Below are 17,451 nucleotides of genomic sequence, written 5' to 3' on the forward strand. Positions count from 1 at the left end.
CTTCCCCTAACCCTAGAGACCAAAGATCAGCATGGCTGACGATATGAGCTTCAACCCGACGCGCGACGATTTCGAAGCGCTCCTCAATGACTCGATGGGCGGCCGCGACTTCGCGGAAGGCACCGTCGTCAAGGGCCTCGTGGTCGGGATCGAAAAGGACTTCGCCATCATCGACGTCGGTCTGAAGACCGAAGGTCGCGTCCAGCTGAAGGAATTCGGCGTCGACGAGAACGGCAAGGCCACCATCAAGGCCGGCGACACCGTCGAAGTGTTCCTGGAACGCCTCGAAAACGCCATGGGCGAAGCGGTCATCAGCCGCGAAAAGGCCAAGCGCGAAGAAGCCTGGACCCGTCTGGAAGGCGTCTACGCCCGCAACGAACCCGTCATGGGCGCCATCGTTGGCCGCGTGAAGGGTGGCTTCACCGTCGACCTGGGCGGCGCTTCGGCCTTCCTGCCGGGCTCGCAAGTCGACATCCGTCCGGTCCGCGACGTCGGTCCGCTGATGGGCAAGGAACAGCCCTTCGCCATCCTGAAGATGGACCGTCCGCGCGGTAACATCGTCGTCTCGCGTCGCGCTATCCTGGAAGAAGCCCGCGCCGAGCAGCGCACCGAACTGGTGTCGCAGCTGCAAGAGGGTGAAATCCGCGAAGGCGTCGTCAAGAACATCACCGACTACGGTGCGTTCGTTGACCTGGGCGGCATCGACGGCCTGCTGCACGTCACCGACATGAGCTGGAAGCGCGTCAACCACCCGAGCCAAGTGCTCGCCGTGGGCGACACCGTGAAGGTCCAGATCGTCAAGATCAACCCGGACACCCAGCGCATCAGCCTCGGCATGAAGCAGCTGCAGTCGGATCCGTGGGATGGCGTTGAAGCCAAGTACCCGGTCGGCGCCAAGTTCACGGGCCGCATCACCAACATCACCGACTACGGCGCCTTCGTGGAGCTGGAAGCCGGCGTTGAAGGCCTGGTGCACGTCTCGGAAATGTCGTGGACCAAGAAGAACGTCCACCCCGGCAAGATCGTCTCGACCTCGCAAGAAGTCGACGTGGTCGTGCTGGACGTCGATCCGTCGAAGCGCCGCGTTTCGCTGGGCCTGAAGCAGGCTCTGGCCAACCCGTGGGAAGCCTTCGTGGAAGCTCACCCGGTCGGTTCGACCGTCGAAGGCGAAGTCAAGAACGCGACCGAATTCGGTCTGTTCATCGGCCTCGACAACGACATCGACGGCATGGTGCACCTGTCGGACATCGACTGGAGCGCTCCGGGCGAAGAAGCCATGGCTCGCTACAAGAAGGGCGACGTGGTCAAGGCGAAGGTTCTCGATGTCGACATCGAGAAGGAACGCATCTCGCTGGGCATCAAGCAGCTGGCTGGCGACCCGATGTCGGGCGACACCTACCGCAAGAACCAGACCGTGACCGTCACCGTCACGGAAGTCACCTCGGGCGGCATCGAAGTCCGCTTCGGTGAAGACGACGCCCCGATGACCGCCTTCATCCGCAAGTCGGACCTGTCGCGCGATCGTCAGGAACAGCGCCCCGAGCGCTTCGCCGTGGGTGACCGCGTCGACGCTCAGATCACCAACGTGGACAAGGCTGCCCGCCGCGTCTCGCTGTCGATCAAGTCGCTGGAAATGGCCGAAGAGAAGGAAGCCATCGAGCAGTTCGGCTCGTCGGACTCCGGCGCTTCGCTGGGCGACATCCTGGGTGCGGCTCTGCGCGAGCGCGCCACCAAGGAATAGTCTTCCGCTTCTCGTGAGCTGAAGTCAGGCGGCGGCTGGAGCAATCCAGCCGCCGTTTTCTTTTGCGCGCAGACCTGATCGAGGGTGTACGCATTAACCGAACCTTGGTCGTGAATCGCACGCAACCCCTTGAAGACTCAGCCCTCGTTGGGCAAAGGTCCGCTCGCGCCTTTTCCTCCCAAGGGCGTTCCGGGGATATCGATGATCAAGTCTGAACTCATCGCCAGGCTCGCGAATGAAAATCCGCACCTGACGCAGAAAGACGTCGAACGCGTTGTCGGCGTGATCCTGGAGCGCATGATCGGGGCCCTGGAGGATGGCGGTCGCGTTGAACTGCGGGGCTTTGGCGCCCTGTCGGTCCGCTCTCGCCCGGCCCGCACCGGCCGCAACCCGCGCACCGGCGAGGCGGTCGACGTCCGCGCCAAGCACGTGCCGTTCTTCAAGAGCGGCAAGGAACTGCGGGCCCGCCTGAACGCCGACGGCGACGAATAACAACGATTGTATCCCGGGGTTGACCCTGGGACACGAACGCCTTCAGCTTCGGCACCTTCATTTGGGTGGCGAGGAGTAGGCCATGAGCGTCGTCAAGGAATTCCGCGAGTTCATCTCGCGCGGCAACGTCATCGACCTGGCCGTCGGCGTCATCATCGGCGCGGCCTTCAACGGCATCGTCAAAAGCCTGGTCGACCAGGTGATCATGCCGCCCATCGGCCTGCTGACCGGCGGCCTCGACTTCTCCAAGCTGGAATGGGTGCTCAAGCCCGAGAATCCGGCCACGGAGGCGATCGAGAAGGTCTCGATCCAGTACGGCGCCTTCATCAACACCCTGATCCAGTTCTTCATCGTCGCGGCGGTGGTCTTCCTGCTGGTCAAGGCCGTCAACAGCATCCGTCGCCAGGACGCCGCCGAACCGGCCCCCTCGGCGCCGCCAGCTCCGACCCCGGAAGAAAAGCTGCTGACCGAAATCCGCGACCTGCTGGCCAAGCCTAAGGCTTAAAGGCTTTCGACGGCCGCTCGCCCCGCCGCCTGGCCCGTCTGCCAGGCGCCGTGGGCGGTGGAGAAGGCGCGAGCGCTGCAGGCTTCGCCCGCGAAGAACAGGCGCTGGTCCACGGGCGCCGCCAGCCGCGCCCGTTCGCCGGCCCGTCCCGGCAGGGCGTGGGAGTAGGAGCCGCCGGCCAAAGGATCGGTCGCCCAGGCCGTCTCGGCCAGCACATGCACCGTGCGGCGAATGTTGCTCCCGTACAGCCCGACCAGCTCCTCCAGTGCAAAAGCGCTGGCCGCACCAGGACCTTGCCCCTCGAGTGACCGGGCATGGGCGCCGCCCAGGAACACCTCGATCATTGGCCGGTGCAGGGGGCGCAGGTGATAGGCCCCGGTCGCCGTGCGCCGGGGATCGCCATAGAGCTGGGCCTCGGCCGGGAAGGCCTCGGGATCGTCCAGGCGCAGGAAAACCTTGTCGGCCAGGCCTAGCGGCAGGCCTGACACAGCCTCCAGTTTGTCCGGCAGCTCGGGGAGGAACCGCAGGGCGCCGGCGGTCAGGATCGCGGTCGGCACGCAGACGATCACAGCGCGTGCAGAGAGCATGCCCAGGGCCGTCTCCAGCACCACGCGCGGACCGTCGTGGCGGATCACCGACACCGGACAGTTCAAGCGGATCGGCAGAGCCGTCGGCGCCAGGCGCGTCAGGCCGGTCCCGTAGCCCTCGGCGACTCGCCAGTTGACGTCGGTGTCGTCATAGGCGGCGTAGTCGTGCAGCGAGACCTGATCGAACTCCGCCCCGTTGTAGAAGGCGCTGAAGGCGTTCAGCAGCGGGTTCCAAGGGCATCCGGGCTCCATCAAGTCCGCGGCCGGGCGGTCGGGGCCGCTGGCGGCTTCCTCGAGCCGGGTCTCCAGGGTCTGGAAGGCGCGACTGAAGACGGTGTGCTCCTCCCGCGTGAACATCGGACTGTCGGCGATATTGGCCCAGGGCGGCGGGGTTCTGTCGATGGTCAGGCCCAGGGCCTGGAAGCGGGCCACCAGCGGGTTCTGGTCGGCCGAGTGCAGCCACTCGCAGCCCAGGTCGATCGGGCCGACGGGCGTCTCCACGGTATGGCCGCGGCCGCCCAGGCGGTCGCGGGCCTCCAGCAGGACGCCTGAGCGCTCACTGGCGGCCACCTCTCCGGCGGCGGCCAGGCCGGCGGCGCCGGCGCCCACGATCGCGATGTCGACCTCGTTCATGGAGACCTCAATCGCGCTCGTGGGGCCCGCGTTCCGCTACTTGCTCAGGCCCTACTTAGTAAGATTGGGAGCATCCAGATCGAGCTTGTCGGTCGCGATCACCGTGGCGTCCGGTGCGGCCTTGGTCAGGCTCTCGCCCATGGCCTTGGCGTCGCCGGCGACGATGACGCTCATCTGGGCCGGATCCAGCTTGTCCTTGGCGAAGACCTGGACCTCTTCTGGAGTCACGGCCTCGACCTTGACGGCGTAGCTCTGGATCTCGGTCAGCGGCACGCCATAGACGGCCAGGTTGCCCAGGATGTTGGCCAGCCCCTCGGACGTGCCCAAGTCACGGCCGAAGCCGCCGACTAGCACCGACTTGCGGGCCGTCAGTTCGGCGGTCGAGGCGGGCTCGGCTGCCAGGCGGGTGAGCTCGGCGCGGGTCAGGGTCACGACCTCGCCGGCCGACTCGTTCTTGGTCTGCACCCGGGCCGAGAAGCCGCCGAAGCGGCCCTGCGGCGTCAGGCTGGAGCCGGCGCCGTAGGAGAGGCCGCGCTTGATGCGGATCTCCTGGTTCAGGCGCGAGGAGAAGCCCACGCCCAGCACCGTGTTGGCGACAATGCCCTGATAGTAGTTCGGATCCGCGCGGGTGATCGCCGGCTTGGCCAGCACCACGGCTGCCTGGCCCGTGCCCGGCAGGTCGATGACCAGGTTGCGCGGTGCATAGCCGGTCGGGGCGGCGGGCGCGGCCGGCGGCGGGGTGGCGGGCTTCTTCCAGCCGCCGAACGCCTTCTCGGCCAGGGCGAAGCCGGCTTCGGGCGTCAGGTCGCCAGTCAGCACCAGCACGGCGTTGTCCGGACGCCAGGCGGCGGCGTGGGCCTTGGCCAGATCCGTGGTCTTGATCTTGGGCAGCGAACCGGGCGTGCCGCCGGCCACGTGGCCATAGGCCGAACCCGCGTACAGCAGCGGCGCGGTGGCGAAGGCGGCCAGGGTCCCGGGGCGCTGGAACGACACCGACAGGCCGTCCAGGGTCTCGGTGCGGACGCGGTCCAGCTCCTCGGCCTTGAAGGCCGGGTGCTGGGCGACGTCGGCCATGATGGCCATGGCCGGGGCGGCGTTGTTGGCGGTGACGCTGAGGGTCAGGGAGGCGGCCTCCCAGCCAGAACCGGCTTCCAGATTGGCGCCCAGGGCCTCGGTCTCGCGAGCGATCTGGGTGGCCGAGCGGGTGGCCGTGCCTTCGGTCAGCAGGCCCGAGGTCAGGCTGGAGACGCCGGCCAGGCCCTGCGGATCGGCGCTGGCGCCGCCCTTGACGGTCAGGTCGGCGGTGACCAGCGGCAAGTCGCTGGACTTGGCGACGATGACCCGCAGGCCGTTGGCCAAGGTCTTCTCGGCCAGGGTCGGCAGCACGGCGGGCACCGGGGCGGCGACGGCGGGCATCTTCTCGCGTTCGGCTTCGGGCGCGAGCGTCGTGACCGGGCCGTCGTACTTGACCGAGGCGACCTTAGGGATCGGCGGGGTGGCGTCCTTCTCGCCGGCCGGGCGGTCCTTTTCCGGCAGGTAGCGGATCACCGTGCTGCGGTCGTCGGCCAGATACTTCTTCGCCACGCGCTGGATGTCGGCGGCGGTCACGGCCTGCAGTTCGGCCAGGCTGGTGTTGGCGACGGCGGCGTCGCCCTCGGTCTGCAGGGCGTAGCCGAGGGCGAAGCCGCGGCCATCGATCTCCTCGCGGCGGCGCACGGCGTCGGCCAGCAGGCCGGCCTTGGCTTCCGCCAGCTCTGCGGCAGTCACGGGGGCGTCGCGGAAGCGGGCGACCTGGGCGCGCAGGCCCGCCTCGCCCTGGGTCGCCGTCTTGCCGCCGGCCATCACCGCGCCGACGTAGAACAGGCCCGGCTGGGCGTTGTTCGGTGCGGCCGAGAACACCGACTGGGCGATCTGCTCCTCGTAGACCAGGCTGTCATAGAGGCGCGAGGACTTGCCGGCCGACAGGATGGCGTCCAGCACGGTCAGGGCCGGCACGTCCTTGTCGGCGGCGGGGGGGGCCAGCCAGGTGATGGCCACGGCCGGCAGCGGCACGTTGGGGCCGTAGGTGTTGACGCTCTTGGGGCCGGTGCGGGCCGGCTCGACGGCGGTGACCTTGGGCAGGGCGCTCGCCGGCTTGGCGATCGGCGCGAAATACTTGTCGATCATCGCGTCCAGCTGGGCCTGGTCGAAATTGCCGACGATGATCAGGGCCGCATTGTCTGGGCGATAATAGGTGCGGTGGAAGGCGCGCACGTCATCGACCGTCGCCGCGTCCAGCTCCTCGATCGAGCCGATGCCCGGGCGTTGATAGGGGTGGGTGGTGAACGACTGCTGCGGGATCGAGAGCGCGAAGAAGCGGCCATAGGGATCGGCCAGGACCCGTTGGCGCAGTTCTTCCTTCACGACGTCGCGCTCGGAGGCGAACACGGCCTCGTCGATGACCAACGACTTCAGGCGGTCGGCCTCGGCCCAGACCAGGCGTTCCAGATGGTTGGCCGGGGCGACCTCGTAATAGTTGGTGAAGTCGTCCCAGGTGGAGGCGTTATTGAAGCCGCCCACGTCCTCGGTCAGGCGATCCAGCGTCTCGCTGGGCATGTTGCGCGTGGCCTTGAACATCAGGTGCTCAAAGAGGTGCGCGAAGCCCGAGCGGCCTTGCGGATCGTCCTTGGAGCCGACGCCGTACCAGACCTGCACCGTCACGTTCGGCGTGGTCGTATCGCGGGAGGTTAAGACCTTCAGGCCGTTGGGCAGCACGCGTTCCTTGTAGACGATCGGCGGCACGGTGATGGCCGAGGCCGTCGGCGCGGCCTTCGCCTTGGTCTGGGCCATCGCCAGCGGAGAAAGGGCGGTCGTGGAGAGAGCCGCGGCCACGAGGGCCAGCTTGGCGGTGCGGAACATGCGCTTAAGGTCTCCTGAAAGTCGTGAGGGACCCTAGCACCAGCGCTCCGCGGGTAAAGCTTACCAACCTGTCATCTGCGCCGACATGAGGATGGAACCAACCGGCGACGTCTGTGTTAGGGAGAGTCGTTTCGTCCCCACCTGCGTGCAGGGCCGATCGTATCGGGGGGGAAAGTTTGTCCGAAATCTCACTACGCGAGCGCCTGCGCGCGGCCACGTCCGAGGCCCATGCGGCGCTGGACGCCACGGCCGGCGGGCTGGGTCTGTCGACCCGGGCGGGCTATGGCGCGTTCCTGTCGGCCTCTGCGTCGGGCTTGGCCCCGCTGGAGGCGGCCCTGGAACGCGGCGGCGTCAGTGAGTGGCTGCCGGACTGGCCACGCCGGGCTCGCCGCGAGGCGGTGTTTCAAGACTTGAGCGCTCTCGATCTCGACGCCCCCGAAGCCGACCCGGCGCCGACACCGTCCTTCGCCTTCGCCACGGGCATGCTCTACGTGCTGGAAGGCTCGCGTCTGGGCGCGCGGTTCCTGTCGCGTCAGGTCCGTACCGCGGACCCCGATCTGCCGCTGGCCTATCTGACCCACGGCGAGGACGACGACCTATGGCGCAGCTTCGTGGCGTGGATGGAGGCGATCCCCAAAGTCGGGTTTCGGACAGACGACGCCGAAGCAGGCGCGCGATATGCGTTCCAGCGTTTCTCGGACGCGTTCGCGCGCGTCTCGCCTACCGGCGCGTCTGGAGTAGTGGATGACCGAGCAGGCGGCCATGTCGGGGTTTGAAGTCGACCTGACCAATTGTGACCGCGAGCCGATCCACATTCTCGGCTCGGTCCAGCCGTTCGGCTTCCTGCTGGCGGTCAATTCCGACTGGATCATCGTCCACGCCTCGACCTCGGCTTTGCGCTATCTCGGTGTCACGGTCGACGACCTGCTAGGCAAGCCGCTGGCCCAGCTGCTGAACGGCCACGCCCTGCACAATATTCGCGGTCGCCTGCAGATCATGCGCGGCGCCGACGCCGTCGAGCGGATGTTCGGCGTCGCCCTGATGGACGGTGGCGAGGATTTCGACCTCGCCCTGCACTATTCCGGCCGACTGCTGGTCATCGAGGCCGAGCCCAGCCAGGCCGACGCCCTGATCGAGGCGGCGTCTGCCGTGCGCTCGATGACCACGCGCATCGCCGCGCGCCCCAGCTTCGACGAGTTCTGCCACGAGGCCGCCCGCCAAGTCCGCGCCCTGACCGAGTTTGACCGGGTGATGGTCTATCGCTTCGGCCACGACGGCGCCGGCGAGGTGATCGCCGAGTCCGTTCGGCCCGGCATCGGCTCGTTCCTGGGCCAGCGCTATCCGGCTTCCGACATCCCTGTGCAGGCTCGCGCCCTCTATGAGCGTAGCTGGCTGCGGATCATCGCCGACGTCGACGCGGAGGTCTCGCAGATCATCCCGCCGGTCAGTGTCACGGGTGAGCCCGTCGACCTGTCGATGAGCATGCTGCGGGCCGTTTCGCCGATCCACCTCGAATATCTGCGCAACATGGGCGTGGCCGCTTCGCTGTCGATCTCGATCCTGCGCGACGGCAAGCTGTGGGGCCTGTTCACCTGTCACCACTACGCCCCGCGCCACATCAGCTACGAGCGCCGCACGGCCGCCGAGCTGTTCGGCCAGCTGTTCTCCCTGACCCTGGAAAGCCGCGAGCGCGAGCACGAGGCCCGGCGGATGACCGAGGCGCGGGCTCTGCACGACCGGATGATGAGCGCGGTGGTCGCCGCCCCCCAGGGCGCCGACAGCCTGACGCCGTTCCTGGACGATCTGTGCCGGCTGGTCGGCTGCGACGGCCTGGCCCTGTGGCTGGAGGGGCGCCTCACCTTGCGCGACTCCACGCCCGACGCCAGCGACGTCCACACCCTGATCCGCGTGCTGCGCGAAAAGGACACCCACTCGGTCTTCGCCACCCATGAGATCAGCGCCGTGCTGCCCTCGGCGGCGGCCTGGGCCGAGAAGGCGGCGGGCATGATGGCCGTCCCGCTGTCGCGTGCGCCGCGCGACTATCTGATCTTCTTCCGCAAGGAGGAGGCCAAAACCGTCGTGTGGGCGGGCAAGCCGGCCAAGCTGGTCCAGGTCGGGCCGCTGGGTGACCGCCTGACCCCGCGCAAGAGCTTCGAGGCCTGGGAAGAGACCATGCGCGGCCAGGCCCGGCCGTGGTCGGCGATCGAGAAGTCCCTGGCCGAGAGCATGCGCGCCAGCCTGCTGGAGATCGTCTTCCGGCTGACCGATCTGGCCGACGAGGAGCGCCAGCGCGCCAACCAGCGTCAGGAACTGCTGATCGCCGAGTTGAACCACCGGGTGCGCAACATCCTGGGTCTGATCCGCGGCCTGATCAGCCAGAGCAAGGCCGGTGTCGGCAGCGTCGAGGAGTTCGCCGAGGTGGTGGGCGGCCGTGTCCAGGCCCTGGCCCGGGCCCACGACCAGATCACCCGTCACCAGTGGGGCCCCGGCGCCCTGTCGGACCTGATCACCGCCGAAGCCGAGGCCTACCTGTCGACCAAGGCCGAGCGGGTGAAGCTGAATGGCGCGCCGACGGCCGTGGCCCCCGACGCCTTCTCGATCCTGTCGCTGGTCATCCACGAACTGATGACCAACTCGGCCAAGTATGGCGCCCTGTGCGACCAGCGGGGCCAAGTGCTGATCGACTGGGCCCGCGACGCCAAGGGCGACCTGATCATCGACTGGCGCGAGAAGGACGGTCCGCCGGTCAAGCCGCCGACCCGTCGCGGCTTCGGCTCGACGATCATCGAGCACTCGATCCCGCACGACCTCAATGGCGAGGTCAGCCTGGACTACCGGCCCGAGGGCTTCCAGGCGCGCATCCGCATTCCGGGGCGCTACGTCACCACCGAGGGCGTCACCGCCACGCTCAGCCAGCCGCGCCGTTCGGACAATCCGGTGCGCGCGCCCGAGCGCATGCTGGTGCTGGAAGACAACATGATCATCGCCCTCGATCTGGAGGACATGCTGACCCGCATCGGCGTCAAGCACGTGATCGTGGCCTCCAGCGTCTCCCAGGCTCTGGAATATCTGGCCGAGGAGAAGCCGCCGTTCGCGATCCTCGACGTCAATCTGGGGGCCGAGACCAGCTTCCCGGTGGCCGAGGCCCTGCAGGAGCTGGGCGTGCCCTTCGCATTCGGCACCGGCTTTGGCGACAGCGCCGCCTTTCCCGACCGCTTCCGCGACATCGCGGTGCTGCAGAAGCCCTACAGCGCCGAGAGCGTCGCCGGACTGTTCTAGCTATTTGTGGGCCACCACCCAGGCGGCAAGGCCTACGAACAGGAACAGCGCCAGGACCCGGGCGATCCAGGGGGCGGTGACGAACAAGCCCAGCACCGTGAAGCCGGACTTCACCGCGTCGGGCCGGGTCAGGGCGTCCTTGAACGTGCCGCCGCCGCCACGCGAGGCGGCGATCGGGTGGCCGCAGCCGGGGCAGGTCGGGGCGGCTTCCGAGACCTGGCGGGCGCAGGCGGGACAGGAAATCAGGGCCATGCTCAGCCTCCAGCCTTGGGGGTGATGCGGATCTCGACGCGGCGGTTCTTCTGCCGGCCGTATGGATCGTCGCTGCCGTCGGGATGGGCGTTGGGGGCCACCGGCTGCTTCTCGCCGAAGCCTTCCGACGCTAGGGTGCGGCCGGCGGGACCGGCCAAGCGGTCGGCGACGGCCTTGGCGCGGCGCAGCGACAGGGCATCGTTATAGGCGTCGTCGCCCTTGGAGTCGGTGTGACCGCCGATCGTCACCAGGGCGGTCGGATAGCTCTTCAGCACCTCGGCGGCCTTGGTCAGGGCCGGTTCGGCGTCAGGCCGGATCGTCGCCTTGTCGAAGTCGAACAGCACGTCGGCCGGCAGGTCGACCACAATCGTCCCCTCGCTGCGGCGGGCGTTCAGCTCGCTCAGCAAGGTGCGGGTGGTCTCGATGCGGGCGGGCGCGACCTCGGAGGCCACGAAGACGCTGGAGAGCGTGCTTTCGGGACCGGCCTTGTCGAAGGTCGAACGCGGGGCGTTGGCGGCGCGTTCGAAGGTCGAGGCCATGCCGATGGCGCTGCCCTTCATTACCCGCACCCGAACATCGGCGGTGGCCAGGCCGGGGATCGTCGCCAGGGCGGCGACGGCCAGCAGCAGCGACCTCATCCGGCGGCCCCGGCCGCTTGGCCGTTCAGCGGCACATCCAGGCGCAGGAACGGACCGATGATGCTGTCGGAGGTCGAGCCCTCGTTGAACACCACGGTGATCTTCTGGGCGTCACGCGGCACGGCGCCCATGAACACCAGGCGGCCGTTCATGGTGTCGCCGTTGACGATGTTCATGTTCGGATTGCCCTCGGGGGCCTTCAACATCAGCTTCTGGCCGCCGGGCAGCTGGATGTAGGTCGGGTTGGTGGCCATCTCGACGTTGTTGGTCGCCTTGCCGGCGAACGAGATGCTGACGTCCAGCACCGTGGCGTCCTCGGCCAGGTCGACGTTCTTGACCCGCACCGTGGCGCCGACCTCGGTCACGCCCTGGACGTCGACCGGGATCGAGCGCGTCTGGCGCGGCTGAGCGGTGACAGGGGTGTTGGCGGCGGCGGCCGCGGTCGCTTCGGGTGACGTCGTCGCCTCGTCGGTCTTCTCCTTGGGAGAGCAGGCGGCCAGGGCAAGGGCGGACGCCCCCGCGACGAACATCAGGCGAAGGGCGGTCATGAAACGCTCCGTGGCGGTGAACCCGTGCGCATAGGCCCACCGCAAAGGTTCGGCCGCGCTCAAGCTCAACTCTCGGAATAGCAAAAGGCTCCGCCGGGAACCGCGCCGTCAGTCCAGCGTCAGGCGGCCGCAATAGCCGAAGATCACCCCGACCCACGGATGGGCGACCAGGACGCGGAAACGATAGACGCCGTCGCGCGCGAAGGTGCGGGCGCGGATGCGCGGCGCCCAGGCGGCGGGGAGGGGCAGCGATCCGATCCGCCAGTCTTCGAACTCCCACGAAAAGCCGCCGGGATAGTCGGCGGCGTGGAAGCGAAAGGTGATCGGCCCTGCCGTCTCCTCGAAGGCGTAGGCGTCCTCGCGCACGGCGGCGATACGCGAGCGGAAGCGGCGCGACCCGAACCGGCGGGTCCAGGTCTCGCCGACGGCCGCGGGCGCGATGTCGACGACCGTCAGGTGGCGGCCGGTCTCGGGCAGACCCTGGAACAGCCGGACGACCCGTGCCAGGCCGCCGGCGCCACGGGCTCGCGCCCAGCCGGTCAGAGTTCGGGCGCTTCCGTCGTGAGCGCGCCGTACGACCGGGAGGAGAGCGTTTAGGCGCGAGCCCAGGGCACGGGGAAAGACATTGGCGGCGCGCGGCGCGGCGGCGTCGATGCGGGTGCGGATCGGGAACGGCGCCAGCGGCGCCAGCAGGTCCTCCAGCGGCAGCAGGCCGACACAGGCCGCGGCGCGGGGCGGGTCTGGCATCCGGTCGTCGAGCAGGGCGCGCAGGATCGCCGCGGCGGGGGCGGCCGGGGTGTTGGGCCCGGCGCCGGCCTGGGCCCACAGTCCCCAGCGGGCGCGGATGGTCTCACGCTGGGCGTCCTTGCCGACCGCCTCGACGACCATGCCGCCGCGATCGCTGCCGAACCGGGCCAGCTGGTCGGCGAGACGGCCCAGCAGCGCGACGAACGGCGTCAGGTCACGGATGAAGCCCTTGCGCCGGAGCCAGCCCAGCAGCGCCAGGCCGTGATGGGCCACGGGCAGTTCCAGACCGGCCTCGAACCGTCCGACGTAGCGAGGTTTGTAGCGGCGCGGTAGCGCGTCGAGGTCGGGGGTCTCGGCCAGGGCGACCCAGCGGCGGCCCAGGCCTGGGAACAGCTCGCGTCGAGATCCGCTCCACCCCGGCCGTCGTGTCCAGGCGCCGCCCTCGAACACCCGCACCGGCTGGCCGACCCACGAGAAGATCGCCGCGACCACGGACGGGCCGCGCGGGGCGTCGGCGCCGGGCGAAATGGCGGTGGTCACCGCATCGATCCGGCTCCACCCGGCCGTCAGGCGGTCGAGGGCGGCGGTGCTGAGGGCCGGGGTCGAGCTGGCCCCGGTGATCGCCCAGCGCCGGGCGGTCGCGGCGGCCTGCGCCATGGTCTCCGGCAACTGCTCGACGAAGGCGCGGCCGTCGGCCAGGTCGACATAGTGCGCGCCGGCCGCCACAGCCGCCTTGACCAGGCGCAGGTCGCTGGTCTGGAACGGTCCGGCGGCGTCGACCACGGCGAACGGCTTCAGGTCAGTTAATGCGGTGGGCGCGTCACGGTCGAAGGTCGCGATTTCGATCGTCGCCGATCCTTGCAGCCGATCGCGCAAGGCCTCCAACGGTTCGCGGCGCCGGGCGGCCAGCACCAGCACGACGTCCGGCCAGCGGGCGATCATGGCCGCCAGACGGGCGCCAAAGACTCCGCTGGCCCCGACCAGGACGATGCGGCGGGGCGGGCTCACTCCAGCACGAACCGTGCGCGCTGGGCCGGCGTCGGGACCATGCAGCGATCCTTCTTGCCCATCAGCCGATAGCGACGGGCGGCGATCCAGTCATAGGCCGCGTCGGTCATGCGGCGGGGCAGGCGATCCACGACGGCCAGCCAGGACCACGGCGCCCGCATCCGGCGGAGCAGGGCGCCGATCGCAGCCGTCTTGGCCAGGGGGCGGCCCTGGTCGAGGAACAGGAAGCTCTCCGGCGTGTCGGGATCCAGCCCGTGCGCGATGGCCAGTCGCCGGCCGTAAGGCGACTGGATCGGCGTGAAGCGGATGACGCCGTCCCGATCCAGGGCCAGCACGGCCTGCACCGAGCCCGTACAGAAATTGCAGACGCCGTCGAACAGCCAGAGGCCGTCGACGGGGTCCGCAGGGTCAGGCTGGGCGGTCAGACCTTGCCCCGGTTCTTGACCAGGTCGTCGACCACGGCAGGATCGGCCAGGGTCGAGGTGTCGCCCAGGCTATCCAGCTCGTTCTCGGCGATCTTGCGCAGGATGCGGCGCATGATCTTGCCCGAGCGGGTCTTGGGCAGGCCCGGGGCCCACTGGATGACGTCGGGCGTAGCGATCGGGCCGATCTCGCGGCGGACCCAGTCGACCAGGTCCTTGCGCAGACCGTCAGTGGGTTCGACCCCGGCGTTCAGGGTCACGTAGCAATAGATGCCCTGGCCCTTGATCTGGTGCGGATAGCCAACCACGGCCGCCTCGGCGACCTTGGGATGGGCGACCAGAGCGCTCTCGACCTCGGCGGTCCCTAAGCGGTGGCCCGAGACGTTCAGCACGTCGTCGACCCGGCCGGTGATCCAGTAGTAGCCGTCGGCGTCGCGCTTGCAGCCGTCGCCGGTGAAGTACTTGCCGGGATAGGTCGAGAAATAGGTCTCGAAGAACCGCTGATGGTCGCCATAGACCGTGCGCATCTGGCCCGGCCAGCTGTCGGTGATCACGAGATTGCCCTCGGTCGCGCCCTCCAGCACCACGCCTTCGGCGTCGACCAGCTGCGGCTTGACGCCGGGCATCGGACCGCAGGCCGAGCCGGGTTTCAGGCCGTCTGCGCCGGGCAGCGGGGTCATCAGCACGCCGCCAGTCTCGGTCTGCCACCAGGTGTCGACGATCGGGCAGCGGCTCTCGCCGACCACGCGGTGGTACCAGAGCCAGGCTTCCGGATTGATCGGCTCGCCGACGCTGCCCAGCAGGCGCAACGACGCCCGCGAGGTGCGCTCGACCGGGGCCTCGCCTTCGCGCATCAGGGCGCGCAGGGCGGTGGGGGCGGTGTAGAAGATCTCGACCTTGTGCTTGTCGATCACCTGCCAGAAGCGGCTGTTGGACGGATAGTTCGGCACACCCTCGAACATCAGGCTGGTCGCGCCGTTCGCGAGCGGGCCGTAGACGATGTAGGTGTGGCCGGTCACCCAGCCCACGTCGGCGGTGCACCAGTAGATTTCGCCGGGGCGGTAGTCGAACACCACCTCGTGCGTCCAGCTGGCCCAGACCAGATAGCCGGCGGTGGTGTGCAGCACGCCCTTGGGTTTGCCCGTCGAGCCCGAGGTGTAGAGGATGAACAGCGGGTCCTCGGCGTTCATCGGCTCGGGCGAGCACAGGATCGAGGCCTTGGCGGCGGCGGTCTCGTAGATCACGTCGCGGCCCGGCTCCATCGGCACCTCGGCGCCGGTGCGGGTGACGACCAGCACGGTCTCCACGCCGGGGCAGTGGTGGACGGCGGCGTCGACGTTCAGCTTCAGCGGGATGCGCTTGCCGCCCCGCACGCCTTCGTCGGCGGTGATCACCAGCTTGGAGTCGCAGTCATTGATGCGGCCGGCCAGGCTGTCAGGCGAGAAGCCTGCGAACACCACCGAGTGCACGGCGCCGATGCGGGCGCAGGCCAGCATGGCGTAGGCGGCCTCGGGGATCATCGGCAGGTAGATCGTAACGCGGTCGCCCTTGGTGACGCCCTGAGCCTTGAACACATTGGCCATGCGGCAGACCTGCTCGTGCAGTTCCGCATAGGTGATCTTGCGCGAGGCGGCCGGGTCGTCGCCCTCCCAGATGAACGCCGTCTCGTGGGCGCGATGGGGCAAATGGCGGTCGATGCAGTTGGCGGAGACGTTGAGGACGCCGTCCTCGTACCAGCGGATCTTGAAGTCCTCCTTGTCGAAGGAGACGTCCTTGATCTTGGTCGGCGGGGTCATCCAGTCCAGACGGCCGGCCAGGTCCTTCCAATAGGCGTCGGGGTCTTCCTCGACCCGGCGGCGCGCCGTCGTCAGGGTGTCCACGTCCAGATAGGCCCGTTCAGCCCAGCCCTTGGGTACCGGAAACATCATGCCGTCGCTCACCAGCCGCTACTCCCTTTGAGCTTATATCGTTGGTCGCCGAGATAGGCGATGCCGACCGCGCGGCGCAAGAAGACCACTCGGGTTTCTTGAGGAAGGGCTGTCATCCCGGGCGAAGACCCGGGACCGCGGAAAGCTCGGCGCTCGCCGCGGTCCCGGCTCGGCGCGCTTCACGCTTGGCCGGGATGACAGTTTCTATCGAGATCAGAAGAAGCCCAGGGCCTTGGGGCTGTAGCTGACCAGCAGGTTCTTGGTCTGCTGATAGTGGTCCAGCATCATCTTGTGGGTCTCGCGGCCCACGCCCGACTGCTTGTAGCCGCCGAAGGCCGCGTGGGCCGGATAGGCGTGGTAGCAGTTGGTCCAGACCCGGCCGGCCTCGATGCCCCGGCCGAAGCGATAGGCGCGGGCGCCGTCGCGGGTCCACACCCCGGCCCCGAGGCCGAAATTGGTGTCGTTGGCGATCTGGAGCGCCTCTTCCTCGGTCTTGAAGGTGGTCACCGCCAGCACCGGGCCGAAGATCTCCTCCTGGAAGATCCGCATCTTGTTGTGGCCCTCGAACACGGTCGGCTCGACGTAATAGCCGTCGGCCAGCTGGCCCGGCAGGATGGTGCGCTTGCCGCCGGTCAGGAGCTTGGCGCCCTCGTTCTGGCCGATGTCCATGTAGCCGAGGATCTTGTTCAGCTGCTCTTCGGACGCCTGGGCGCCGATCATGGTCGCGGGGTCGAGCGGGCTGCCCTGGACAACGGCGTTCACGCGCTTCAGCGCCTTTTCCATGAACCGCTCATAAATCGACTCCTGGACCAGCGCCCGGCTGGGACAGGTGCAGACCTCGCCCTGGTTCAGGGCGAACATGGTGAAGCCCTCCAGCGCCTTGTCGAGATAGTCGTCGTCCTCGCGCGCCACGTCGTCGAAGAAGATGTTCGGCGACTTGCCGCCCAGCTCCAGGGTCACCGGGATCAGGTTCTGGCTGGCATATTGCATGATCAGCCGGCCGGTCGAGGTCTCGCCGGTGAAGGCGATCTTGGCGATCCGCGGGCTGGACGCCAGCGGCTTGCCGGCCTCGACGCCGAAGCCGTTGACGATGTTCAGCACGCCGGCCGGCAGCAGGTCGCCGATCAGCTCGGCCCAGACCATGATCGAGGCCGGGGTCTGCTCGGCAGGCTTGAGCACCACGCAGTTGCCGGCGGCTAGGGCCGGGGCCAGCTTCCAGCAGGCCATCAAGAGCGGGAAGTTCCACGGGATGATCTGGCCGACCACGCCCAGCGGCTCATGGAAGTGATAGGCGATGGTGTCGTGGTCGATCTCGGAGATCGAACCCTCCTGCGACCGCAGGCAGCCGGCGAAATAGCGGAAGTGGTCGATGGCCAGGGGAATGTCGGCGGCCTGGGTCTCGCGGATCGGCTTGCCGTTGTCCCAGGTCTCGGCGGTGGCCAGGGTCTCGAGGTTCTCTTCCATCCGGTCGGCGATGCGCAGCAGGATGCGCGAGCGGTCGGCGGCGGGGGTGCGGCCCCAGGCGGCCTTGGCGGCATGGGCGGCGTCCAGGGCGCGCTCGATGTCGACGTCCTGCGACCGGGCGATCTCGCAGATCTTGCGGCCGGTGATCGGCGAGGCGTTGTCGAAATAGCGGCCGTCGGCCGGGGCGACCCACTGGCCGCCGATGAAGTTGTCGTAGCGGGCCTTGAACGGCGGGCGCGACAGCGACTCGATGAATTCGGGCTTGGTCATGGTTTCCTCCAGCGCCTGTTGGCGTCTTGGAGTCAGATT

The 17,451-nt window shown here is 68.5% G+C and carries 14 protein-coding genes; 5 read left to right on the forward strand and 9 right to left on the reverse strand.

All coding sequences use genetic code 11. The features are described 5' to 3' along the window. The first annotated feature begins 31 nt into the window (after positions 1-31). The 3 genes from rpsA (at position 32) to mscL (ending at position 2,738) form a co-directional block, all read left to right on the forward strand. Positions 32-1,741: a 30S ribosomal protein S1 gene (gene rpsA / locus ABDW31_RS05700; protein ID WP_184715368.1), complete on the forward strand. Its 1,710-nt coding sequence runs from the start codon at positions 32-34 to the stop codon at positions 1,739-1,741. Positions 1,742-1,942: 201 nt separating this feature from the next. After that, positions 1,943-2,233 carry an integration host factor subunit beta gene (locus ABDW31_RS05705; protein ID WP_010921415.1) on the forward strand — a complete coding sequence of 97 codons (291 nt, stop codon included), beginning with the start codon at positions 1,943-1,945 and terminating at the stop codon, positions 2,231-2,233. 82 nt (positions 2,234-2,315) lie between these two features. After that, positions 2,316-2,738 carry a large-conductance mechanosensitive channel protein MscL gene (gene mscL / locus ABDW31_RS05710; RefSeq protein ID WP_184715370.1) on the forward strand — a complete coding sequence of 141 codons (423 nt, stop codon included), beginning with the start codon at positions 2,316-2,318 and terminating at the stop codon, positions 2,736-2,738. Here the strand turns inward: mscL and ABDW31_RS05715 are convergent. Both ABDW31_RS05715 and ABDW31_RS05720 read right to left on the reverse strand, forming a co-directional pair. Next, positions 2,735-3,958 carry an FAD-dependent oxidoreductase gene (locus ABDW31_RS05715; RefSeq protein WP_184715372.1) on the reverse strand — a complete coding sequence of 408 codons (1,224 nt, stop codon included), beginning with the start codon at positions 3,956-3,958 and terminating at the stop codon, positions 2,735-2,737. The genes mscL and ABDW31_RS05715 overlap by 4 nt on opposite strands. A gap of 51 nt (positions 3,959-4,009) precedes the next feature. Continuing rightward, positions 4,010-6,856: a pitrilysin family protein gene (locus ABDW31_RS05720; RefSeq protein WP_184715375.1), complete on the reverse strand. Its 2,847-nt coding sequence runs from the start codon at positions 6,854-6,856 to the stop codon at positions 4,010-4,012. 176 nt (positions 6,857-7,032) lie between these two features. On the opposite strand from ABDW31_RS05720, the gene ABDW31_RS05725 reads away from it, so the two are divergent. Both ABDW31_RS05725 and ABDW31_RS05730 read left to right on the forward strand, forming a co-directional pair. Then, positions 7,033-7,632: a biliverdin-producing heme oxygenase gene (locus tag ABDW31_RS05725; RefSeq protein WP_184715377.1), complete on the forward strand. Its 600-nt coding sequence runs from the start codon at positions 7,033-7,035 to the stop codon at positions 7,630-7,632. After that, a complete protein-coding gene (locus tag ABDW31_RS05730; protein WP_343698426.1) occupies positions 7,601-10,135 on the forward strand; it encodes an HWE histidine kinase domain-containing protein in 2,535 nt (844 codons plus the stop codon). Before ABDW31_RS05725 ends, ABDW31_RS05730 begins: the two co-directional genes overlap by 32 nt. Here ABDW31_RS05730 and ABDW31_RS05735 read toward each other — a convergent pair whose 3' ends face one another. The 7 genes from ABDW31_RS05735 to adh all read right to left on the reverse strand — a co-directional run bounded on the left by ABDW31_RS05735 (position 10,136) and on the right by adh (position 17,412). Beyond that, positions 10,136-10,387: a zinc ribbon domain-containing protein gene (locus ABDW31_RS05735; protein WP_184715387.1), complete on the reverse strand. Its 252-nt coding sequence runs from the start codon at positions 10,385-10,387 to the stop codon at positions 10,136-10,138. Positions 10,388-10,389: 2 nt separating this feature from the next. After that, positions 10,390-11,025, reverse strand: a complete 636-nt coding sequence (locus ABDW31_RS05740; RefSeq protein WP_184715389.1) for an OmpA family protein — start codon at positions 11,023-11,025, stop codon at positions 10,390-10,392. Then, positions 11,022-11,573, reverse strand: coding sequence for a hypothetical protein (locus ABDW31_RS05745; RefSeq protein WP_184715391.1), 552 nt, complete (start codon positions 11,571-11,573; stop codon positions 11,022-11,024). Before ABDW31_RS05745 ends, ABDW31_RS05740 begins: the two co-directional genes overlap by 4 nt. Positions 11,574-11,681: 108 nt before the next feature. Then, complete coding sequence (locus tag ABDW31_RS05750; RefSeq protein ID WP_184715393.1) at positions 11,682-13,328, reverse strand: DUF4166 domain-containing protein; 1,647 nt, start codon at positions 13,326-13,328, stop codon at positions 11,682-11,684. Next, positions 13,325-13,753, reverse strand: a complete 429-nt coding sequence (locus ABDW31_RS05755) for a DCC1-like thiol-disulfide oxidoreductase family protein (protein WP_184723541.1) — start codon at positions 13,751-13,753, stop codon at positions 13,325-13,327. The genes ABDW31_RS05750 and ABDW31_RS05755 overlap by 4 nt, the downstream gene beginning before the upstream one ends. Continuing rightward, positions 13,750-15,693, reverse strand: coding sequence for an acetate--CoA ligase (gene acs / locus ABDW31_RS05760; protein WP_184723538.1), 1,944 nt, complete (start codon positions 15,691-15,693; stop codon positions 13,750-13,752). The genes ABDW31_RS05755 and acs overlap by 4 nt, the downstream gene beginning before the upstream one ends. Before the next feature lie 198 nt (positions 15,694-15,891). Further along, complete coding sequence (adh, locus tag ABDW31_RS05765; RefSeq protein WP_184715395.1) at positions 15,892-17,412, reverse strand: aldehyde dehydrogenase; 1,521 nt, start codon at positions 17,410-17,412, stop codon at positions 15,892-15,894. Positions 17,413-17,451 lie beyond the last annotated feature (39 nt).

It is taken from the genome of Caulobacter sp., assembly GCF_039596335.1.
GTDB lineage: Bacteria > Pseudomonadota > Alphaproteobacteria > Caulobacterales > Caulobacteraceae > Caulobacter.